The organism is Gabonibacter chumensis (assembly GCF_024741215.1).
In the GTDB taxonomy this organism is placed as follows: domain Bacteria; phylum Bacteroidota; class Bacteroidia; order Bacteroidales; family Marinifilaceae; genus Gabonibacter; species Gabonibacter massiliensis.
The window spans coordinates 45,701-67,923 of sequence record NZ_JANSKB010000004.1 but is presented as its reverse complement, the minus strand read 5'-3'; the positions used below and the strand labels follow the sequence as shown (position 1 = coordinate 67,923).

The window sequence follows — 22,223 nt, the reverse complement described above, 5'->3', positions numbered from 1 at the left end:
TTTGATATTTTATATGAATATAATATATGTATAATTAAAATGATAATGAATGAGCTAATTGATGGAAAAAATTGGGGTATTCGAGAAGGTCGAAGGATATCGGTTTTATAGTATATTGTGCTCGTTCCCGTGTATAAATAGGATTCTATGATTTAGTGATTCTATGATTTAGTGATTCTGTGATTTAGTGATTAAGCGGTTATATTCGAAGAACTTAATCTCCCAATCCCCTAATCTCTTCATCTTACGAATTTATAATGGTTGGGACGGTACCTGTTCTCGGGTGTGACGTGGGAATAAAAAACGCCCCCGGAGGATTCTTGAGGGCGTTTTTCATTTCGGGTCGTTCAAAAGGTGCTTTTGAGCGAGTTATTTACCATTCGACGTTGTCGCGGTTGACCGGCATGGTCATGCAGCGGGCTCCGCCTCCTCCGCGGGGGAGTTCGGAGCCTTCGATGGTGATCATGTATTTTTCGTAATTTTTCAGGTCTATTTTGTTGTTGATGACGTCGTTAGCGCGGATAATTTCGAATCCGGCCTGATTCATGGCGTCTACCGTGTAGTTGTTGCGGGCGTAACCGATCACTTTTCCGGGGGCTACACAGAAGAAGTTCGCCCCGCTATGCCATTGCTCGCGTTCCTGATTCCAGGTGTCGTCTTCTCCTCCGCAATATACCGGTTCCAGGTCCATGCCCAATTTTTTTAAGGCATGCAGCAAGTTCTTTTCCCGGCGTATGGAGATCAGTTTGCCGTGTTGGATTTTGATGTGTACGGTCTGGTAGTTGCCCGGGCTCATGATGAGGGGCTCGTACGCCATGCATTTATCCCGATCCAGAAAGGTGAATACCATATCGAGATGAATGAAAGATTCCGGGGTGTGCGGGAGTTCCTGCACGAGGATGTGTTGTACCCGTTCTTCCTTGCGGTTGATGAATTCGTTCATCAGCATGTCGATGGCGTGGGTGTTGGTACGGCATCCGTTTCCGATGACTAAGATGTCGTCCCGGGCGATCAGCACGTCGCCACCCTCGATCGTACATTTGCGGTTAGCCGCGTTGCAGGCCGGATCGAGGTTCAGGGTTTTGGCTTTGAATTCCGGGGTGAAGTCGAAAATCGACTGCATGATCACGGATTCGCGATCACGTACGGCATTGGCCATTTTACCGATCAGTACCTCGTTATACATGCTCATGGAGGCATCTCTCGTGAAGAAGAAGTTGTGTAGCGGACGCAGGTCGTACCAATCCTTGTTCAGGAATTTGGTCAACGTGTCGCGCGTCATCTCCACTCCCTCGATGAGCAGACGGGCCAAATCTTCTGCATTTTCATCCAATAACCGCTCTTTGATGGAACCTTTCGGGGTAACATCGGCGATAAAGGGTTCGATTTTTTCGATCCGATCGAGCACGGTTTGCTTGATCTTATCGTTTTTCAAAATGTTTGTCAACAAGTCTCTTACCTGATAGGTTTTGGTCAGTTTCCCCAAAACCTCACTGAGCTGTTTGTATTCTTTTTTGGCAATGGATAGATTTAAAATGTCGCTGTAGAGTGCTCTGCCAGCGTTCTCAGGAGTCATGTTTTCCACCTCTTCTCCCGGCGTGTGGAGTATCACTCCGTTTAATTTACCGATTTCGGATTGAACATTTACCTCAACAATCTTAGACATAATGTATTTTTTTGATTTACACCACAAAAATAGTATATAATGGAGGATAAACCGTATAAATCACCACTATAATTATGCAAAAAGGGAAAATAATTATGCATAAAATAGAGAAGGGGTACCTCCGTACCCCCTCTCCTGCTCGGGAGTTTGCACTCGCTCCCGAATGGTTGCATTGGTCTGAATTTAAAGCTATGTCTTCATAACTTTTTTACCCTTTACGGTAGTGGCACTTCACTTGCCGGTTTAATGGTTACCGGGATCGTGATCGAACGATTGCCGTATTTCGTGTTGTAGTTTACTGCTACATTTACCGTGATTGTGCTGAACTCTGCTTCGGGAATTACCGTCCAAGTCAACTTTCCGTTTGCATCAACTGCTACGTTAATATCCGGATTTGTCGTAATGACGGTGGCTCCTTGGAATACGGAAGGTGAGGTTGCGTCGATTGTACCGTCTCCGGCAATTAGTTCGAAACCATCGATTGCTTTCAAAGACAATTGTTTGGTGATCTCCACCGTGTTGTTTCCGTCTTTGTTGTAAGCAATGAATTCGGCATCCTGTTTTTTCGTGAATTCACCTAACGGGTTCACGTATTTAACAACGATTGTTTCATTGTAGATAGCAGCACTCGCGCTGTTCTTAACGGTTACCTTCACTTGTACGCCTTGGATAGCACTGAGATCTCCATTATCAAATGCGGTCGCTTTCAATTTCAATGTTTTACTATCTGAGTCAATTTCGGCGTAAGGATTGCTCGGATCGACCATTTCGAAGGCCAGAGTCTGAGGAGCTGTTACGGTCATGGCTTTTGTCAGGTCGAAGCTCATATCCCAGTTTTGAGGATTACTTCCTGCGTCGGATTGTTTACCCTTGATGTTCAACGTGGTGTTGTTTTCTGTCCAGAATCCCGGAACTTTTTGCAAGGTAGAAGTTTCGTCCGTAACGGTCAGGTTCACTTTGGCCTGTACTTTCGTGTCGGCATCTTTTTGGTAGGTGATCGTGATGGTGTAATCCTCTACTGCTGCCGTTCCCGGGATTGTGATCGTGGGAACACCGTTCGCGTTGGCTACGCTCCAGTCCGTGTTGGTTATGACACCTGCTGTCGCTCCTTCGATCTCCACGGTATATTTTCCGTCACCGGCTGCGGTGGCGTAGGTATAACCCTCTAAGGTTGTTGCGGAGACAACCAATTCGTTGGCGATGGCGTTGAAATCCCATCCCGTTGCCGTGTTCAGGTTAACAGCGACGCCTGTATTTCTTCGAGCTTCTAACGTGGCCGTGAACGCTGTCGGGATCGTGCCTGGAGTCGGCGGGGTAATTATGTCATCCGGATTTACATCTGCCGTTTTCAAAACAAAAGGAATAACTTCACTTGCGGTGATGTAGTTAGCACCGTTCTTCGCGTAGAAAATAACGTTACATGTTTTGTCGAGAGCTTCTGCCGGGGTGTTGGTCGCTTTGGCTTTAACGGTCAGCGTGGCTTGATCCAGCTCGAAGTATTTCTCCATCTCTGCAATTTCGGAAGGAGTACCTTTGAATGCCAATTCGATGCTGGTCGAGAAGCCTAATTCGCTTAACAATTGATCGTTAGCATCTTTTACAACAGCCAGATTGTAGCTGAAACCGGTTGTGTTGTCGTATTTCAACTCTCTATTGGGGGAGCCGTTAAGTGCATCTCCGATAACACCTTCTTTTGTTTTTTTGATGGCCACATTCGCTTTTACCATCGGGGTGGCGTTCTCGATCTTGATGTAAGAAGAGGCAATTTCGCCGTTTACGACAAGGGAAACCGGGTATACTTTACCTGTTTCTAATCCTTCGGCTTTAACCGTTACTTTGAACTTGCCGTTGGCACCTGTGATAGCTTCGGTCTTCGTGATTGTGAAAGAGGGTCCGGCAGCTCTCGCGATAGACGCTTCGGTATTGAATTTCAATGTAGCTTGAGTCAGGTCGAAGGTCGTCGGGTATACTTGGAACAACATTTCCACGTTTTTGTTACCTGCCAAAATCTCTCCGCCGGAAGCCGTTTCCATTTCGGTAATTGTGGCGTAGGTATTCAGGGTGTTGATCTCCACGTCCGTGTCACCCAACTTGGTCGGGATAAAAGCGATGCTTCTCAGGGCGGCACCCAGCATCTCCACGGTCGGTAAGGTTACCTCTTCGTAGGCCACGAAAACTCCGTCCTCGTATTTCGGCATGTTGATCGTGATGCTTCCGTTGGCGTTTTGGATCATGTAGATGTTGTTGTTCATCCGGATCTCCGGTTCGATGGCTACTCCGTTTAAGCAAAGTACGTCGTTAACCACGGTCAGTTTCACGCTTTGCGCGATTTGACCGACAACGGTTCCGTTCACGGTCCAGTTGCCGTTTTCGTCGGCTCCGAATTGGAACATGCCGCTAAGGTCACCGGCTTCAACAGGTAGGGCTTGCGGGTTGTTGAGGTCTTTTACCATCAGCTTGCCGTCTGCGATAGAGAACTCGAATTTCGGGGCTTGCGCCTCCGGGGTCGTGCCGTCGTTGCCTTTTACCTGACCGAGGTCGACTTTTTCACCGTCGGTATAGCTACACCACAGGTGTCCTTCGACGATTTCGAATTTTACCACACCTTTTCCGGCAGGTCCAGCGGGTAAAGTAGCCACCGGACTACCGTTCAATAATAACTCGTTGGTAGTCTCGTCGTAGGTGAACACGAAATCGTCCACGGTTATATTGGGAAGCGTAGCTCCTTCGATTTTTACAGGTTCTTCACCTTCGTATTGATAAGCTAAGGTTCCGTCTATGACAGAGAATGTCGGGGTTTTACCGTTTGTTCCCGTTGCTCCCGGAAGACCTTGCGGTCCTTCGGCTCCGTCTTCCCCCTTGTCACCTTTGGTGATGTGGTGTTTCGTTCCATCGGATAAAGTTAAGAAGATACCTCCTTCATTATCGGTCTCTACTTTCGTCACGACAGCTCCTTTATCGACCAAGTCCTTGATTTTGGCGAGGGCCTCTTTATTAGCGTCGATCTGTGTTTGCAGGTTTTTGATATCGTCGTCATAGTCTTTACAACCGACGAAAGTAGGTCCTGCAAGTCCATAAAGCAATGCACATAACAATGCGGTTTTTGCAAAATTCCCTTTTTTATTCATACGTATTAAAATTATATTAGTAAATAAAATTTGAAGTCACGCGATAGAAACTTCTTTCATAGTTTCGGATTTAGGTTCTATTCTTTTTCAATGTCTTTTTTATTTTCTACCTCCTTTTTTATGGGTTAATGCCGTTAAAAAATCGTCTCCGGTATATTGTCCTGTTTTTTTATCGATTTATCTGTGAAAGCCTTATCATAATTTTGTGTGAATATTTCCACATGTTTCATTAAAATGTGATTTTATTTCACAAAAGTATGTTTTGGAATTCACATGTGCAAATATTTTTCAACAAAAATGTAGGATAATATCACAAACATTAAATCTTTTCTCTCGATAAATCTTGTAATTTTGCTTATTATGGAATTGGATATAGGAGAAATAATTAAGAGGGAATTTGAAAAGAGTGGCTTATCTGCCAGCCAATTTGCCCGGATGATCAATAAGGAGAGGAGTTTGGTGTATCATCTTTTTAAGCGTCAATCGATAGACACGGATTTGCTGTATAAAATCAGCATGGCCTTGAATATCGATTTATTCCGTTTGTTTTCGGAGAAGTTGAGAGAGGAGAATGTTGTGGTTGAGGCGTGTAGTCGCAGATCGGAGAATCTTTCTTCCAAAAGGAAGGTTATGGTAGAGATGGAGGTCGAGGACGATGTTTATCGAAAATTAATCACTAAGTTTTTAGAAGAAAAAAAATAGGACAAGCGGGATTTTGATCTCGCTTGTTTTTTTTGAGCTCATGGTTCTGTTCGTCTGGCAGAAAGGGCTGAATTAATTTTGTTTTGAAACTGAATTTGGCCGCATTATCGCCTGAAATTCGGCTGTATAACCCAGCTTGTACAAGAAGCGGGTACGACAATCAGTGATACATTAAAGCGGCTTTGGGGATCGGATAAGGCGAAGTCATTCTTACGGTTTTAACTGATTATAAATCCAATTTGATTACCGTGATTCCGGCTCCGCCAAGTTGTATTTGCTCGTCGGCAAAATGTCCGACCACGGGGTTGGTTTTTAAGTAATCCCGGATGATTTGCCGGAGAGCCCCTGTACCCGTGCCGTGCAATATTCGTAAATTTTTCATGTTCAGCATGACGGCCTCGTCGATAAACGCGACTACCTTTTGCAGGGCTTCGTCTCCCCGGAGGCCTCGGACGTCTATATCGGGTTTAAAGCTCATCCGTTTTTGACTGATGTTTTCCAAATAGTTGGAATAACCGGTTTGAGGTTTGTTTTGTTTTATTTTTTTGGCCTGACTGCCGGAGAGTTTTGTCAATCGTTCCAGTTTTACCGTGGTCAGCAGAGATCCTAAGGCGACGACCGCGGTTTTCTCGTTTACCTCGATGATCTCTCCCACGGTATTGTCGTTGATTTTTACCGGATCGCCTTTTTTAAAAACGACGGTTTTTTCCTTTTCGTCTTCTTGGCTCGTTTCTGTTTGTCCGGTTTGTTGTTGTCCTTTTGTTCGTCTGTTTTTTTCCCGGTTTTTCAATTTCTCGATCTTTCGTTTCAGGCGTTCTTCCTCTTCCGTATCTTCGTCAAAAAGACGCTCTTTTTCCTGTTCGAAGGCAGTTCTTGCCGTTTTCGTTCGTTCTTTTTCCGCTTGGCTTTCTTTGATCTCCCGGATCGTGTTTTCTATGGTTTTGTTTGCCCCGGCTATAATCTCCCGGGCTTTTTCTTTGGCTTCTTTCAATACTTCTTTCCTGAGTTTGGATGCTTCATCCAATTCTTTTTGGTATTTGGCGAGAATTTCTTCTAACCGTTTTTCGTTTTGGTGTATCCGTTTACGCTTCTCTTCCCAGTAGCGTTTGTCCCGGATAATCTCTTTCAGGTGTTTGTCGAAGTTGACATGTTCTTCCCCGATCTTCCCGACAGCATCATCTAAAATTTCTTTTGGCAATCCGATCTTTTTCGCTATTTCGAAAGCGAAAGAAGAACCTGGTTTGCCGATCTCCAATTCGAACAGGGGAAGCATGTGATGGGTGTCGTAAAGCATAGCCCCGTTTTCTATTCCGGTAACGGAGGAGGCAAAGTGCTTCAGGTTGGTGTAGTGAGTGGTAATCACCCCCCGGACCTGCCGGTCGTTTAAAGCGTTCAGGATCGCTTCGGCAATGGCACCCCCCAGCATGGGTTCCGTTCCGGTACCGAATTCATCGATCAGGATAAGGGTATCGGAAGAGGCGTAGCGCATGAAATTTTTCATGTTCAGGAGGTGTGAACTATAAGTACTCAGGTCGTTATCGATGGATTGTTCGTCGCCGATGTCGATTAATATCTTATGAAAAATACCGAATTTGCTGTTCTCTTCTACCGGGACGGGGAGGCCGCATTGGAACATGTACTGGAGGAGACCGGCGGTCTGCAAACAGACAGATTTTCCTCCGGCATTGGGACCGGATATCAGAATGATACGTTGTTTTTCGTCGATCTCTATGTTCAACGGAACAACCTCTTTCCCGCTTGTTTTATAGTTCAGGTAGAGTAAAGGGTGTTTGGCTTTGTACCATAACATGGAAGGGGTGTTCTCGAAAACCGGAACGATGGCGTTCAGGTTTAAGGCGAAGAGCGCTTTTGCCCGGACGAAATCGACAAAAGCCATGAAACCGTAAGCCGGGAGCAGGTCGTCGATATAGGGACGCAGGTCATCGGCAAACCGCTTTAAAATACGGGTGATTTCCCGTTTTTCTTCCAATTGCAATTCCCGTATCTCGTTGTTTGTTTCGATGATCTCCGCCGGTTCGATATAGGAAGTCTTTCCGGTAGCCGACTCGTCATGTACGATACCGTTCAGTTTACGTTTGAATGCCGAGGGAACGGGGATGACCATGCGGCCGTCGCGGATGGATACGGCACTTTCTTTGTCGGCCCAACCTTCTTCCTGGGCTTTTTGTAAGAGTGTCTGCATCCGCCGGGAGATACCCGATTGCTTTTTCATGATGGCGTGTCGGATGGTATTCAGTTCCGGAGAGGCTGAATCTTTGACGGTTCCGTATTTGGAGATTATGTTGTCGAGACGTTGCAGAATGTAGGGAAACATTTGCAGGTTACCTGCCTGTACCGTTAGGCGGGGGTATTTTTCCTCTTTTCCCCGGAAAAAGCGAATGATGGCGTTTAGTGCTTCTAATGAATTTTTCAGTATCACCAATTCATGAACCTCTAACAAAAGTCCTTCTACCCGGATCCGAGTCAGGAACGGTCGCGCATCATGATAAAAGGAGACCGGAAAATGGTCTTCTTCCTGACAGATGCGCATCAGTTCCCCGGTCTCTTCCAGGGCGGACCGGATAGCGTCCGGATCGGTCATAAAAGAGATGTCGTCGACCAATTCCCGTCCCATATCGCTAAGACAATTATTGGATAGTAACTGACGTATTTTGTCGAATTTTATTTTGGATTCAAAATTTTCGGGATAAATCATAAATGATTAAGTGATTATGTGATTATGTGATTATGTGATTAAGTGATTATGTGATTAAGTGATTATGTGATTAAGTGATTAGATGATTGAGCGATTAGATGATTAGGTGATTCAGTGATTGGGTGATTCAAATTTATTTCGTAATCACGAAAGCATTGAATGGCAGAATACCCCTGATTTACAATCTGAAATTTCCAATTTGCAATAAGCGGTGGAGGATTGGTGAATCTGCGATTGAGCGATTCGGTGATACTTTTGATTTTGTATGTTTTATTGATCATTTCGGGATTATTTTTCTATTTTGATGATGAATTTTCCTTGTACTCCTTCACTGGTCGTGATGATAAGCGTGTCGGAGGGGGAAAAGTTTCTCATCATATTGTTTTTTAATGTAATGATAATATCTCCTTTTTGTTGTTTTTGAATGATTAAGGGAGAGTAGTCCAACTCGAGATAGGTCGGTTTCTGTATCCGATCTAACGAGATTTTTTTCTTCTCATTTTGAAACATACCGATGATTTGTTTCGGGTGGTGCGCATCCAAACGGATGGTATCGGTCGTGAAACGCAGAGATCCTATGGCGAAAGGATACTCCTTTTGAATATCGATAGGCTCCTCGACGACTTTCCCGGTAATTTTCAGGAGATGGTTCGGGGGAGTGGCATTCGTGTAGACGACAATCTTTTTTAAAAGATTACCGGGACGGGAGCGGGGGTTGAAGGTCACGGTAATCGATCCGGTACCTCCGGGCGGTATGGGGCGCTTGTCCCATTTGGGAACGGTGCATCCGCAACTGGCTTCCACGTGACGAATGATAAGAGGAGAATCTCCTTCGTTTTTAAAGGTAAATTCAAAGGATACTTTTCCCCCTTTTTCCTGTATTCGGCCAAAATTATGCTCCTTGGAGTCAAAGGCTATTTTTGCTTTCTGGGCGAACAGCAACGTCGGAAAAAGCAGAAATATGAATATAATGTAGTTTCTGATCATTACTTATTTTATTTGCAAAGATATAAATAATTGATGATTGTAGATTGACGATTTTAAATTGTAAATTAAAAAGGTTGAGCATTTATGTGATTGTGGTAATTGAAATTGTAATCTCTCAATTACTAACTCTTTGTATTCTACAATCGTCAATTTACAATCTACAATTAAAATGTCTTGTTTTGTATCGGAATAAAGTATATCTTTGCGGCGTTAAAATAAACTTTAAAATTAAAAGACTGAACATCATGTATTTGACATCAGAAAAGAAAGAAGAACTTTTTTCAACGTACGGGAAGTCTAATAAGGATACCGGCTCTGTTGAGTCACAAGTAGCTTTATTTTCCTACCGTATTGCTCATTTGACTGAGCACATGAAAGCAAATCATAAAGATTTTGCGACGCAAAGATCATTGATCAAATTAGTAGGAAAGCGTAGAGCATTGCTTGATTACATGAAGAGAGAAGATATCGAAAGATATCGTGCACTTATTAAAGCATTGAATATACGTAAGTAGTTACATAGAGGCAATCCGAGGTACTCCTCGGATTTGCTTTATTTACCCTCCCTCCCTCCTCCTTGTCTAAAAGAATTCCGTTAAAATTATAGATATTTTAACTGTATTATTTATTACTATGAATGTGATTGAAAAGAGTATTACCCTGAAAGATGGTCGGGTAATTACGCTGGAAACCGGGAAGTTGGCCAAGCAGGCTGACGGTGCCGTCATGTTAAAGATGGGCAACACGATGATTCTGGCAACTGTTGTTTCAGCTCAGGAAGCTGGACCGGACGTGGATTTTATGCCGTTGTCCGTGGATTATAAAGAGAAATTTTCCGCTGTCGGTCGTTTTCCGGGAGGTTTTACGCGGAGAGAGGGAAGGGCGTCCGATTACGAGATTTTGGTTTCTCGTTTGATTGACCGGGCTTTGCGTCCGTTGTTTCCGGATGATTATCACGCGGAGACTTTCGTACAGGTGACCTTGTATTCAGCCGACGAAGAGTCAATGCCGGATTCTTTAGCCGGATTAGCCGCTTCGGCTGCTATTGCCGTGAGCGATATCCCTTTTCACGGACCGATTTCAGAGGTGCGCGTAGCCCGTATCAACGGAGAATTCGTGATTAACCCGACGAAGAGCCAGATGGCAGAGGTCGATTTGGATATTATGGTAGCCGCCACGATGGATAACATCATGATGGTGGAGGGTGAAATGAAAGAGGTATCCGAAAAAGAGATGTTGGATGCCATTAAATTCGCCCACGAGGCTATCAAGGAACAATGTCAGATCCAGATGGAACTGGCTGCTGCCGTGAACAAGGAGAAGAGAACGTATTGCCACGAGGTGAACGACGAAGAGTTGCGTAAGGACGTATGGGAAAAGTGTTATGACAAGGCCTATGCGGTCGCTCGTCAATGTAATGCCGACAAGCATTTGCGCGAGAAGTTGTTTACCGAAGTGAGAGAAGGATACCTGGAGACGATTCCGGAAGAGGAGAGGGAAGAGAAAAAGATGATGGTGGGTCGTTATTACCACGACGTGGAGAAGGAGGCCGTTCGCCGGATGATTTTGGACGAGGGACTTCGTCTGGACGGTCGTACGACAGAACAAATTCGTCCGATATGGTGTGAAGTAGGTTATTTGCCGGGTCCTCACGGGTCAGCTGTCTTTACCCGGGGCGAAACACAGGCTTTGGCAACGGTAACCTTGGGAACGAAGTTAGACGAGAAGATCGTGGACGAAGCTACCGAACAGGGAAAAGAAAAATTCTTATTGCACTATAATTTCCCGCCCTTCTCTACCGGCGAGGCGAAGCCTTCGAGGGGAGTAGGACGCCGGGAAGTGGGTCACGGGAATTTGGCTCATCGCGCCTTGAAAGTGATGTTGCCTGATAATTATCCGTATACAGTACGTGTGGTTTCCGATATATTGGAATCCAACGGTTCCTCTTCTATGGCTACGGTCTGTGCCGGAACACTGGCGATTATGGATGCCGGAATTCCGATGAAGAAGCCGGTAACGGGTATTGCCATGGGGTTGATTACCGATAAAGGATGTGCCAAGTATGCCGTGTTGTCGGATATCTTAGGTGATGAGGATCATTTGGGCGATATGGACTTTAAGGTGACCGGAACGGTGGATGGTATTACGGCTACCCAGATGGATATAAAGGTGGACGGGCTACCCTATGAAATTTTGGAGAAAGCCCTGGATCAGGCCAGAAGGGGACGTTTGCATATTATGAATATTATTAAGGAGACTTTACCGGAACCGCGTCCGGATCTGAAACCGCATGCTCCCCGTATGGTTACTTTGACGGTCGATAAGGATCAGATCGGTGCGATCATTGGCCCCGGCGGTAAGATCATACAAGATATTCAGGAGAAATCCGGGGCTGTCGTGGTTATCGAAGAGGTCGGCAATCAGGGTATAGTAGATATTTCCGCCTCTAATGCCGAGTCTATCGCTATTGCCGTGGCCCGGATTAAAGCGATTGCCAGCAAGCCGGAGATCGGCGAGGTATACGAGGGTGTGGTAAAGAATATCACGACTTTCGGTGCTTTCGTGGAATTCCTGCCGGGAAAAGACGGATTGCTTCATATTTCCGAAATTGACCACAAGCGCTTGGAGAAAGTAGAGGATGCATTGAAGGAGGGAGATAAGATCCAAGTGAAATTGATCGATATCGATCCGAAAACCGGTAAGTTTAAACTTTCCAGAAAAGTTTTGCTTCCGAAGCCGGAACGTCCGGAGGGAGAGGAGAGAGGAGAACGTCCGAATCGCGGACCTCGCCCCCAGAGACCGGAACGGAAAGAAAATAAACCGGAATAAGATAAAATGGGGTAATTCAGGGATTGGGTGATTATCGGGATCCCGTGATTAAGGGACTTCGCGATAGGATGATTGGGGAGAGAGTTATGATTGCGGATTGACGATTTAGAGCTGAATTATCCGTATTTTTGAAAAATATTCAGAAATGGAAGAAACGAGGCGGCCTGCTTTCTTTTTGGGTCGCCTCGTTCTTTTTTAACTGTTTTTTCTTACCTTTGCAAAAATGAAATAATCAGTATTATGGAAAACAGATTAAAAGTAGGGATTACGCAAGGGGATGTGAACGGTATATCTTATGAGTTGATCATAAAATTATTGGCCGAGAATAGAATTTGTGAATTATGTACTCCCGTTCTTTACGGTTCACCCAAGGTCGCTGCTTATTACCGGAAGGCGTTGAATGTGGAGAATTTTAGTCTGAATACGATTCGGGAAGCTTCGGAAGCCAATCCGAAAAGAGGGAATGTGGTTAATTGCGTTGACGATAACGTGAAGGTGGATATCGGTCAGGAGACCTCCGAATCGGATACCGCATCTATGACTGCTCTCGCTTACGCATTAGGACAATTGGACAAGGAGGCTGTCGATGTGCTGGTCGTTACTCCGCAGGGAAATTCAAGTTTCGCTTTGGAAGAGGTAGGTTGTTTGACCGAATACCTGTCGAAACGGTACAATAAGCCGGAGGCCATGTCTATTCTGGTGAACGATAATATAAAGATAGGATTTGTGACGGAGTACGTGAAATTTCGTGATGTTCCCCATCAAATTACGGTAAAAAATATCGAGAGAAAGTTGAATCTGTTGAACGATGCGTTGAAGTTGGATTTTACGATTCAGAAACCTAAAATCGCCGTGTTGGGCTTAAATCCCCAAGTGGATTGCAAACAGTTGACGGAAGAGGAAATTAACGTGATCCATCCGGCTATTGAACGTGCCCGGGAGAAAGGAGTTATTGCCATAGGACCTTTCGCGGCAGACCGTTTCTTTGCGGAACAGATGTACAAGAAATTCGATGCGGTTTTGGCCATGTATCATGACCAGGGTGCTGTTCCTTTCAGTACGATCCAAGAGGATAACGGGGCTTTTTATGTGGCGGGAGTACCCGTCGTTTGTGCCTCTTCCTTGGATGATGCGGGATACGATATTGCGGGGCAGGGAATAGCAGACGAACAGGGATTGAGGAATGCCGTCTATTTGGCTATGGATGTTTTTAATAATCGTCAACAGAATTTATCCCTTCAGGAAAACCCACTACCTCATTATGATATTGCATCCGGCAGTAACGAAACCGATCTGAACGTGGAGCAGATCGAAGGGGTGAGGGAGGAAATAGACGATTGAAAACGAACAAGCTGTCTAAATTGTAAGGATAAGTGATTGAGGGTTGCGAGTAATCTCGGATGTAATTTGAAATTGTAGATTGGAAGATACGGATAATAAGTGATTAAGAGCTTAATCACTTATTTTTTTATTTAAGATCGCCCGTCTCCAATTGCCGATTGTTAATTGTCGGCCACGACTTCCGCTATGTCTTTTACCGGAATGCTCTGGGACGTTTTCGTGAGGGTCTTTTTACAAAGGGGACAGGCAGTAACGATCACATCGGGCTGGTAGGCGGCATAGGCTTTCACGGTATCTGTACTGATTTTTGTCTTTTGGTTCGAATCGATGGCCGTGTTGGCTAAGCTGCCCCCGCAACAAAGCGATTTTTTTCCGTCGTAGGTTGTGGCTATTTTACGACTCACCTGTTTTAAGACCTTTTCAGGAGCTTCCACGACTCCGCATCCTCTACCCAATTCGCAAGGATTATGGAACACGGTCTTCAGATCGTTGGAGCGGACTTGAAGCTGACCGTTTTCGATCAGAAGGTCGAGGTATTCCGTGTGATGCATAATTTGTAACTTCAGCGTATAATCTTCTTTGAAAGTTTTATAACAGATCGGACAGGAGGTTACTAAAATCTGTGCCCCGGAAGCCTCGATCGCTTCCTGGTTGTGATCCATGATGATTTTTGCGGCATTCCAGTTACCGCTGAGGGCAGACGGACGCCCGCAACAGATACCGGCTTCTTTGTCGATAAAAGTATAGTCTACGTGGGCCCGTTCGAAAATTTGTCGCATGGATTTTATAATACCCGGAGTCAGGTGGCTCATGCAACCGGCAAAATAAGCTACTTTGGCCGGTTGCATATCCGGTCGGGGGATGTACGCGTAAGTCTCCTTCGTGACTCTGTTTATATCCGGGCGTTTACTGAGCCGAATGGCGTTCAGGTTGATGCCGACAGGACAGGATTGTTCGCATCTTCCGCACATCAGACAGTTTTCGGCCTGTTTGTCATACTCTTTTTTATCTCTTAGCCGGCGTAAGAAATAGACCGGTTGTACATCGTTTATTTCACAGGAGGAATTTAGCTGACAAGCATTGATACATATTCCGCACCGGGAACAGGCGTTGACTTGTATTTCACTGAAACCGTTGTATTTCTTCCCTTGTTTTATTCCCCAATTTTTCAGGAAAATATAGACCATTTCCGTGGGAATGTGCATGTATCTCGAGAACGGGAGAAGCAGAAAAAATAGACCGAGCAAGGAAGAGTAGGTCCACCACGCCGCATAGGAGAGATGTTCCACCGGAAGATACTGGGCGAAGAAGTTTCCCGCGTTATAAGTAAGATAACCACCGGCCCCGTTTGTCCCGCTGGTAAAACTTTCCGCTAAAAAACGAACCGGAAAAATAAGCCATAACACGGTCAGGATGAGCAGGTCGTAAGGTTTCTGATTGGTCGTTTTTTTCATTCCGAATAAGGCGGAATAGAAGCGTTTGGTTACGGCCAGAAGGATTCCGATCAATAAAAACAACAAAATCGTATCCATCAGGAAGGCGAAGGTTTCACTATACGGGAAGGTTTCCTTTGCCGGATGGAAGTAACGGAAAAAGATGGCGAAATAGGGCGGATTGAATGCGCTCGTGTGGTAGACCATGGATTCGATCTTTCCGATGACGATCAACAGAAACCAGCCGAAAGCAAAGGTCATATGCATATATCCCAACATAGGATTGGTTCTGAATATATTGCGATGTATTAAACTTTCTTGAAAAATTTCTTTCGCGGAACGGATTGTCCGGGTTGAAAACAATCCTTTTCGTATTTTTATCCGGTCTGCTTTCGGAAAACTTTTGATCCATCTGTAGTATTTGAAACACAAATAGATTAGTAATATATTGAGCCCGATAGTAAAGGGTAAAACAAAATGATCGTAATACATAAGCTCTTTATTTCGAGTTGTTTTTAATATAGTTTTCCATTACTAAAATCATTTTCCGGGTTTCCACCCCGCGGGGACATACCAACATGCATTTTCCGCATAGCATACATTTATGTAGTTGTTCTCTCGCTTCTTTGTATTCTCCCCGTTTCATCAGCATCTGAATTTTCCGGATATTAAAATCAGTCAGATTACCCGCTGTACAGCCGGCTGTACAGCCTCCGCATCCGATACAAAGTTTACTGCTGGGCACCTCTTTTGCTACATATTCCATCATGCCCTTGTCGTTTGTATCGTAGTTGATACTTCTGGTTTCCGATATGTTAAATCCCCAAAAATTCATGACAATCTGCTTTCTTTTATTGTTTCACGTATTCCAAAATGTGGGTTGCGGCAGAACGGGCATCGGCTAAGGTGTCGGTTAGGTTCATCGGGGCCCCGCTGCATCCCGCTATAAAAATGCCTTCCTTGTTGGTCAGGTTGTTCCGATAGTGAGGATCCTGCGATTTGATAAAACCGTTCGGAGCCAGCTCCAGTCCCAGTGCTTGCGCCATATAACGATTACCTTCGGAAGATTCCATGCCGATCAATAAAACCATCATGTCGAGAGTCATTCGCAACGGTTTACCGACTAATGTGTCTTCCACTTTAATGATGATTTGTTTTTCCATGTTTTCAGCGGCTTCAGAAAGTCGCCCCCGAACAAATTTAATGTTGTATTTTTCCTGTGCTTCCCGGTACATCTCTTCATACCCCGGTCCGAACATGCGCATATCCATGTAAAAACAGAAAATTTCGGCTTCCGGAAGCAATTCCCGTAGCTCAATGGCTTGCTTTACCCCGGTAATACAACATAGTTTGGAGCAATGGTAATTGCATACCTTTTCGTCACGAGAACCGACACAATGAATGACTCCTATCCTTTGGGGCATTTTGCCCTTACGGGTTCGGATGGAGTGATTATAGAACATGTTTTCCAATTCAACGGAGGTGATCACGTTTTCGTATATACCGTAACCGTACTCTTCTTTTCGTCTGGCGTCGAATAATTTGAAACCCGTCGTTATCAACATGGCTTTTCCTTCTATCAGGCTGCCGTCACTCAGTAATACCGAATAGTTTCCTTCTTTCGATTTTTCTGTTTTCCGGGGTTCCATTCCCGCGTGTAGGTTGATGTTAGGATGGTTCAGGTGCTCTTTCAGTTGGTCGTTAAGGGTTTGGGCATATTTCCGGTCTGGAAATAGCTGGTACCAGTTATTCAGGTTACCTCCCGTTTCATTGTTTTTTTCCACTAATTCCACGCGGATATTTTGGTTGGCCAATTGATAGGCGGCTTCACATCCTGCCGGTCCTGCTCCTATGATGATAACGGTTTCCATCTATCTTGTTTTAATTTGTGACGTTTATTCTCTGATTTTTAGATATGTAGGGCACTTCGGGCGGCCGATATCCTCCCCTTTTTTATTTTTATATTTGGCTTCGGGATCGTAGCGGACCCCCATTTTATCGAGGAGAGGTTCGACGGATACCTGATGCATTTGCAGCCCTATTTCCCAGGGATCGTATCCTAACACCAACGCGGCTAACTCCTCGTAAGTCAGCACGGGAATTCCGTAGCCGTCGGGACCGTACGTGATGCCTTCCATTTCGCTGATCGTGTATTGCCATTTATCTAAAAACATGGCACATCCCGGGCAGTTGGCCACGATGAAATCCGGTTCGTAGGGTTGCATGGACTCGAATTTTTTCTTGGAGTTTGCCACGGAATATCCCCGGTTCGCCATGACTAAGTATTGCCGGAATCCGAATCCGCAACAGTGGCGTCGTTCCGGATAGTCGATAACGTCCCCTCCCCAAGCATAGATCATGCCTGAAAGTACTGCCGGAAATTCCGCTCCTCCGATGCCTTTGGTGGGAAACATTTTAGAATAGTGACAACCGATATGATCCACTCCCCGGAGCGGTTTGCCGGTGTGTATATCGACGAGTTTGTATTGGGCTTGTTGAAAGATCTCATTCCGGAATTTATACATCACGTCGGAGGTATGAGCCAAGTTCTTCGGTTTGTTGAATTCCCGTTTTGTGGCTTTCCACAGGTATTCGCGTATTTTTTCCTCTATTTCGGGATGGTGTTCCCAGGTCTCTAAGATTTCCGTATATATACCGAAAGAGGTGATGCAAGAGGGAGTCATATTCTCGTATCCTGCTTCTGTCATTAACGCGAAATGGCGGGCGACGACCGTCATAATGGTTTCGGCAGGGACGATGTCGGAATGGTAGCCTATTCCGGTACACGTTGTATGGCGGGGATCATCCAACAGGTCTTTTCCCAGTCTGTTTTTCATGATATCCACGTAAGCCCATTCCGATCCGGGAAAGAAAGTCTGACGGATACAACTCCTCGCGTAGTAGTAGTTATCATCGGCAATCTCTTTTTGATAGTCTTTCCATATTTGTTGTTTTCCCTCGAGATTCATACTATGCTATTTACGGTTTATGATTTACGATTTTGAATGACCTTACTGGTGGTGGTTGCTGTTCTCCATATAAGTTTTCAGGAAATAGGACTCTTCCAGGTCGATACCGGTCTCTTTCGCTTTGTCTCGCGAGCATTGTTCGATGTGGTTCATAAATTCGGTTCCGCCGGTAACGTTGAATATCTCCCGGAGTTCCTGCATGCTTTCCGCGTTGATTTCCCTCATGGCTCCTGCTCCTGGTTTCCGGTAATTGGAATGTAAACGGTCATACACGTCGTCGAGGTGTTCGTATATCCATTCCCATACCGGTCCCTGTTCGGGGTGCATTTCCGGTTTGACCAGGTCGGGAGTCACGCAATATCCCCGTTTTAGTACCGATTCTCCGATGACATGCTTGAGGGCATATTGCTGGCGTCCTTTTTCGGAATAAACGAAATAACCTAATTCCTGGGAGGCCCGACGCAACGCCATGATGATAAGTCCCGGGGTATTACAGCGAGGACAGCGGGTCTTGCAGGACATACATTCTCCGCAATACCAGATGGTATCGCTTTTCAGTAAATTTTCAATTTCTTTTTCGTCACCCCGTTGAACGGTCTCCACGATCATGCGCGGGTCGTAGTTGTAGAATTCGGCGGCCGGACAGATTGCCGTACATACCCCGCAATTCATGCAGCTGTTCATTCCCTCGATGAAATGGATGTCTTCGCGTAATTTTTTTAATATCTCGGACATGTCTTTCGATTTTACCGTTTTATAAAAAATTTCCCATACGATGAGATTTTGCAAAATTAAACCTTATGATCGGTATATTAAAGGAGGCAAATACCTATTGCGAATATGTATTTATACCACCCCTTTACCATTCGTTTGAAACTTAGATTTTTGCTTTCCGTATACAAAAGATATGAATCACTTTAAACAATTATTTTATGGAACAGAAGATTAAAGGGACTTTAACGGAAGCCAATCTTTTAAAATCATTTGCCGGAGAATCACAGGCAAAGAATCGGTATACGTTCTTTTCCGAAGTGGCTAAAAAAGAGGGGTACGAGCAAATTGCGGGGATATTTTACGAGACGGCTCTTCAGGAAGAGATACACGCGAAGCGTTTTTTCAGCGAGTTGCCGGGAGGTATGTTGGAGATAACAGCTTCTTATCCTAACGGGATTATTTCGGATACGGCCAATAATTTGCGAGAGGCGGCAGAGGGGGAATACGATGAATGGCATCATCTTTATCCTGAATTTGCCCGGGTTGCAGAGGAAGAGGGATTTAAAAAAATTGCCACGATGTACCGGATGATTATTGAAGCCGAAAAAAATCACGAGGCCCGTTACCTGAAACTTTTGTCGAATTTAGATGAGGATATCGTATTTAGACGTTCTCAACCGACAAGGTGGTATTGTCGGAGGTGCGGTTATATCCATGAGGGACCGGAAGCTCCTAAAGTTTGTCCGGCTTGTTTGCATCCGCAAGCTTATTTCGAATTATTTAAGGAGAACTACTGATGTGGATATTCGGTTGAAGCAGGTCTTCTGTTTTAGACGATTTCGGGAAATGTAAAAGATGCTGTCTTTTTTGAGGACGGCATCTTTTGTTTTTGAATTTATGAGGAAGATTCGACTATTCTTGTTATTTTTGCTTGGTTAAAGACAATGGATATGCAGGAATATCGATTAAGTGGATTCCGAATTCTCGAGTATGACGAATTGGAGTCTACCAATAGTGAAGCTGCTCGTTTGAGGTGGAACGAGTTGGAGGATAAAATGGTGATTCTGACTTACCGGCAGACGCACGGTAAGGGGCAGGTAGGGAACCGTTGGGAGAGCGAGCCGGGTAAAAATATCTCCATGACCGTTGTTTTTAAACCGGAGGCTTTGCTTGCGGGGGAGCAATTTGCCATGTCGATGGTGATCGCTTTGGGAGCAAGGGATTTCCTTTCCCGTTATGTGGAAGATGTATCCGTGAAGTGGCCGAATGATGTCTACGCGGGTGAACGAAAGATCGCGGGAATATTGATCGAACATACGGTTGTGGGGAAGAAGGTCGTTTTTTCTTTTTGCGGCATCGGGTTGAATGTAAACCAATCCCGTTTTTTATCGGATGCTCCTAATCCGGTATCTCTCGTGCAATTGACCGGAAAAGAGAAGGAGCTGACCGAAACGTTAGCCGAGTTGTTGTCTGCAATAGGTCGAAGATACGAGCAAGTCTATGATTACGATAAATTAGAAAAGGATTTCGTATCCGGACTTTATCGTCGGGAAGGTATGTTTCGCTGGAGAGACGGGCAAGGGATTTTCGAAGCCTCTGTTCTGGGTATAAATGAATACGGACAGCTCCTGTTGAGAGATACGGAGGGAAAAGAGCGGATTTACGGTTTTAAAGAGGTGGCGTATCTTTAAACGATTTCGGGTGGTGATAGACGGAAGTATCTGATTCCCCGATAGAATAAACGTCGGACTACGGATTTTCTAATTTTTTCTTATTGATAAATAAAAAGATAAGGCTAAAAAATGCCGGGAAGTGAAGTGCAGGAGAAGGATTAAAAAAAGATATTTATTATTTTTGTGCAAAACGAACATAAAATATGGTAGAGAATTATTCGGAAGAATCTATTCGAACGTTGGACTGGCGGGAACACATACGGCTACGGCCGGGTATGTATATCGGGAAGTTAGGCGACGGGGCGGCAATGGATGACGGAATTTATATTTTGGTGAAAGAGGTGATCGATAACTCCATTGATGAGTTTGCCATGGGGGCGGGGAGTGAGGTTGTTATAAAAGTAGAGGAACGGACCGTGTCCGTGCGGGATTTCGGACGAGGGATTCCGTTGGGAAAATTGGTGGATGTCTCCTCTAAGATGAATACCGGAGCGAAATATGATTCCGAAGCCTTTAAAAAATCCGTGGGGTTGAACGGAGTAGGTATTAAGGCTGTCAATGCTCTTTCTGAAAATTTTACCATTCAGTCTTTTCGGGACGGCGAGACAAAATATGTACGTTACAGTAAGGCTGTCGTCGTGGAGGAGAAGGGGATCGAGCCGACGAAAGAGCCTAACGGTACGTTAGTCACCTTTGTTGCAGATAAGGAGTTGTTCGGGAATTATCATTTTATCATGGAGTATTTGGAGTCCATGTTTAAGAATTATGTTTTTTTGAATTCCGGGTTAACCATTATTTTTAACGGACAGAAATTTTACTCGAAACGGGGGTTATATGACCTTCTTACGGAGAACATGAACGGGGAGGGACTTTACCCGATTATCCATTTGAAAGGTTGCGATATAGAGATGGCCATGACGCACGGACGTCAATACGGGGAGGAGTATTACTCGTTCGTGAACGGACAGAATACCACGCAAGGAGGAACGCACCTGGTTGCTTTCCGGGAGGCTGTGGTAAAGACGATCCGTGATTTTTACAAAAAGGATTTCGATTTGTCCGATATCCGTACATCGATTATCGCTGCCATCAGCATAAAAGTACAAGAGCCGGTATTCGAGTCGCAGACGAAGACCAAATTGGGTTCTAAAGATATAGCTCCGGGAGGGCCTTCGGTTCGTAATTTTATCATGGATTTCGTGACAAAAGAGTTGGATAATTACCTGCACCGGAATCCGGATACGGCTGAGTTGTTATTGCGTAAGATCATAGAGGCGGAGAAGGAGCGTAAGGCTATGTCCGGAATCCAGAAGATTGCCAGGGAGCGAGCCAAACAGGTAAGTTTACATAACCGGAAGTTACGGGATTGCCGGGTCCACTTTAATTCGAATCACGAGAGAAAGACGGAATCTTCGATCTTTATTACCGAGGGGGATTCTGCCAGCGGTTCTATTACGAAGTCGCGGGATGTGAATACACAGGCTGTATTCAGTTTGCGCGGTAAACCTTTGAATTCTTACGGATTGACGAAAAAAGTCGTTTACGAGAACGAGGAGTTCAATCTTTTGCAGGCTGCCTTAAACATTGAAAACGGTTTGGAGGATTTACGATATAATAATGTTATTATCGCCACGGATGCCGATGTGGACGGTATGCATATTCGTTTGCTGCTGTTGACTTTCTTTTTGCAATTTTTCCCTGACTTGGTCAGGGCGGGTCATTTGTATATTTTACAGACGCCTCTATTCCGCGTGCGAAACAAGAAAGAGACCCGGTATTGTTATTCTGATGTGGACCGGGAAAAGGCGATTAAAAGTCTGGGGCCGAAACCCGAGATTACCCGATTCAAGGGATTAGGCGAGATCTCTCCCGATGAGTTCCGATATTTTATCGGGAAGGATATTCGTTTGGAACCCGTACGAATGACAAGGCAAGATTCGATAGATGATATACTGGCTTATTATATGGGGAAAAATACCAATGAGCGTCAGGATTTCATTATTGAGAATCTTTACGTGGAAAAAGATGAGATTTGAGGTCCGGATGTAAAATCGGACAGGATCAT

General features: G+C 44.9%; 16 protein-coding genes. 7 read left to right on the top strand and 9 right to left on the bottom strand.

Features of this window, described 5'->3' with window-relative positions; all coding sequences use genetic code 11:
* Positions 1–373: 373 nt before the first annotated feature.
* Both NVS78_RS11435 and NVS78_RS11430 read right to left on the bottom strand, forming a co-directional pair.
* Positions 374–1,666, bottom strand: a complete 1,293-nt coding sequence (locus tag NVS78_RS11435; protein WP_286359301.1) for an arginine deiminase — start codon at positions 1,664–1,666, stop codon at positions 374–376.
* A gap of 215 nt (positions 1,667–1,881) precedes the next feature.
* Entirely contained in the window at positions 1,882–4,794 is a 2,913-nt protein-coding gene (locus tag NVS78_RS11430) for a DUF4988 domain-containing protein (RefSeq protein ID WP_286359300.1), read from the bottom strand.
* A 360-nt stretch (positions 4,795–5,154) separates the two neighbouring features.
* Here NVS78_RS11430 and NVS78_RS11425 point away from each other — a divergent pair, with 360 nt between their 5' ends.
* Positions 5,155–5,496, top strand: coding sequence for a helix-turn-helix domain-containing protein (locus NVS78_RS11425; RefSeq protein WP_070807436.1), 342 nt, complete (start codon positions 5,155–5,157; stop codon positions 5,494–5,496).
* A 226-nt stretch (positions 5,497–5,722) separates the two neighbouring features.
* On the opposite strand, the gene NVS78_RS11420 is transcribed toward NVS78_RS11425, so the two are convergent.
* Positions 5,723–8,212, bottom strand: coding sequence for an endonuclease MutS2 (locus NVS78_RS11420; RefSeq protein ID WP_286359299.1), 2,490 nt, complete (start codon positions 8,210–8,212; stop codon positions 5,723–5,725).
* A gap of 288 nt (positions 8,213–8,500) precedes the next feature.
* Complete coding sequence (locus NVS78_RS11415; RefSeq protein ID WP_286359298.1) at positions 8,501–9,199, bottom strand: DUF1573 domain-containing protein; 699 nt, start codon at positions 9,197–9,199, stop codon at positions 8,501–8,503.
* A gap of 245 nt (positions 9,200–9,444) precedes the next feature.
* On the opposite strand from NVS78_RS11415, the gene rpsO reads away from it, so the two are divergent.
* The 3 genes from rpsO to NVS78_RS11400 all read left to right on the top strand — a co-directional run bounded on the left by rpsO (position 9,445) and on the right by NVS78_RS11400 (position 13,369).
* Positions 9,445–9,714: a 30S ribosomal protein S15 gene (gene rpsO / locus NVS78_RS11410; protein ID WP_286359297.1), complete on the top strand. Its 270-nt coding sequence runs from the start codon at positions 9,445–9,447 to the stop codon at positions 9,712–9,714.
* 118 nt (positions 9,715–9,832) lie between these two features.
* Entirely contained in the window at positions 9,833–12,028 is a 2,196-nt protein-coding gene (pnp, locus tag NVS78_RS11405; RefSeq protein WP_286359296.1) for a polyribonucleotide nucleotidyltransferase, read from the top strand.
* A 240-nt stretch (positions 12,029–12,268) separates the two neighbouring features.
* The gene (locus NVS78_RS11400) at positions 12,269–13,369 is read left to right on the top strand and encodes a PdxA family dehydrogenase (protein ID WP_286359295.1); all 1,101 of its coding nucleotides are present in this window, start codon (positions 12,269–12,271) and stop codon (positions 13,367–13,369) included.
* A 161-nt stretch (positions 13,370–13,530) separates the two neighbouring features.
* Here NVS78_RS11400 and NVS78_RS11395 read toward each other — a convergent pair whose 3' ends face one another.
* The 5 genes from NVS78_RS11395 to NVS78_RS11375 form a co-directional block, all read right to left on the bottom strand.
* The gene (locus tag NVS78_RS11395; RefSeq protein ID WP_286359294.1) at positions 13,531–15,081 is read right to left on the bottom strand and encodes a (Fe-S)-binding protein; all 1,551 of its coding nucleotides are present in this window, start codon (positions 15,079–15,081) and stop codon (positions 13,531–13,533) included.
* A gap of 220 nt (positions 15,082–15,301) precedes the next feature.
* Positions 15,302–15,637 carry a 4Fe-4S dicluster domain-containing protein gene (locus NVS78_RS11390; RefSeq protein WP_041502391.1) on the bottom strand — a complete coding sequence of 112 codons (336 nt, stop codon included), beginning with the start codon at positions 15,635–15,637 and terminating at the stop codon, positions 15,302–15,304.
* A 16-nt stretch (positions 15,638–15,653) separates the two neighbouring features.
* Positions 15,654–16,673, bottom strand: a complete 1,020-nt coding sequence (locus NVS78_RS11385; protein ID WP_286359293.1) for an FAD-dependent oxidoreductase — start codon at positions 16,671–16,673, stop codon at positions 15,654–15,656.
* Positions 16,674–16,697: 24 nt separating this feature from the next.
* Positions 16,698–17,771, bottom strand: coding sequence for a CoB--CoM heterodisulfide reductase iron-sulfur subunit B family protein (locus NVS78_RS11380; protein WP_286359292.1), 1,074 nt, complete (start codon positions 17,769–17,771; stop codon positions 16,698–16,700).
* A 42-nt stretch (positions 17,772–17,813) separates the two neighbouring features.
* Positions 17,814–18,506, bottom strand: coding sequence for a 4Fe-4S dicluster domain-containing protein (locus NVS78_RS11375; RefSeq protein ID WP_286359291.1), 693 nt, complete (start codon positions 18,504–18,506; stop codon positions 17,814–17,816).
* A gap of 197 nt (positions 18,507–18,703) precedes the next feature.
* Between NVS78_RS11375 and rbr the strand changes: the two genes are divergently transcribed.
* The 3 genes from rbr to NVS78_RS11360 all read left to right on the top strand — a co-directional run bounded on the left by rbr (position 18,704) and on the right by NVS78_RS11360 (position 22,194).
* Positions 18,704–19,282 carry a rubrerythrin gene (gene rbr, locus NVS78_RS11370; protein WP_041502387.1) on the top strand — a complete coding sequence of 193 codons (579 nt, stop codon included), beginning with the start codon at positions 18,704–18,706 and terminating at the stop codon, positions 19,280–19,282.
* Between the two features lie 153 nt (positions 19,283–19,435).
* Positions 19,436–20,176, top strand: coding sequence for a biotin--[acetyl-CoA-carboxylase] ligase (locus NVS78_RS11365; RefSeq protein WP_286359290.1), 741 nt, complete (start codon positions 19,436–19,438; stop codon positions 20,174–20,176).
* A gap of 185 nt (positions 20,177–20,361) precedes the next feature.
* Positions 20,362–22,194: a DNA topoisomerase IV subunit B gene (locus tag NVS78_RS11360; RefSeq protein WP_286359289.1), complete on the top strand. Its 1,833-nt coding sequence runs from the start codon at positions 20,362–20,364 to the stop codon at positions 22,192–22,194.
* Positions 22,195–22,223 lie beyond the last annotated feature (29 nt).

Coding starts and splice junctions, on each gene's coding strand:
- NVS78_RS11435 (WP_286359301.1), bottom strand. CDS start 1,666: ATGTCTAAGATTGTTGAGGTAAATGTTCAATCCGAAATCGGTAAATTA.
- NVS78_RS11430 (WP_286359300.1), bottom strand. CDS start 4,794: ATGAATAAAAAAGGGAATTTTGCAAAAACCGCATTGTTATGTGCATTG.
- NVS78_RS11425 (WP_070807436.1), top strand. CDS start 5,155: ATGGAATTGGATATAGGAGAAATAATTAAGAGGGAATTTGAAAAGAGT.
- NVS78_RS11420 (WP_286359299.1), bottom strand. CDS start 8,212: ATGATTTATCCCGAAAATTTTGAATCCAAAATAAAATTCGACAAAATA.
- NVS78_RS11415 (WP_286359298.1), bottom strand. CDS start 9,199: ATGATCAGAAACTACATTATATTCATATTTCTGCTTTTTCCGACGTTG.
- rpsO (WP_286359297.1), top strand. CDS start 9,445: ATGTATTTGACATCAGAAAAGAAAGAAGAACTTTTTTCAACGTACGGG.
- pnp (WP_286359296.1), top strand. CDS start 9,833: ATGAATGTGATTGAAAAGAGTATTACCCTGAAAGATGGTCGGGTAATT.
- NVS78_RS11400 (WP_286359295.1), top strand. CDS start 12,269: ATGGAAAACAGATTAAAAGTAGGGATTACGCAAGGGGATGTGAACGGT.
- NVS78_RS11395 (WP_286359294.1), bottom strand. CDS start 15,081: ATGTTGGGATATATGCATATGACCTTTGCTTTCGGCTGGTTTCTGTTG.
- NVS78_RS11390 (WP_041502391.1), bottom strand. CDS start 15,637: ATGAATTTTTGGGGATTTAACATATCGGAAACCAGAAGTATCAACTAC.
- NVS78_RS11385 (WP_286359293.1), bottom strand. CDS start 16,673: ATGGAAACCGTTATCATCATAGGAGCAGGACCGGCAGGATGTGAAGCC.
- NVS78_RS11380 (WP_286359292.1), bottom strand. CDS start 17,771: ATGAATCTCGAGGGAAAACAACAAATATGGAAAGACTATCAAAAAGAG.
- NVS78_RS11375 (WP_286359291.1), bottom strand. CDS start 18,506: ATGTCCGAGATATTAAAAAAATTACGCGAAGACATCCATTTCATCGAG.
- rbr (WP_041502387.1), top strand. CDS start 18,704: ATGGAACAGAAGATTAAAGGGACTTTAACGGAAGCCAATCTTTTAAAA.
- NVS78_RS11365 (WP_286359290.1), top strand. CDS start 19,436: ATGCAGGAATATCGATTAAGTGGATTCCGAATTCTCGAGTATGACGAA.
- NVS78_RS11360 (WP_286359289.1), top strand. CDS start 20,362: ATGGTAGAGAATTATTCGGAAGAATCTATTCGAACGTTGGACTGGCGG.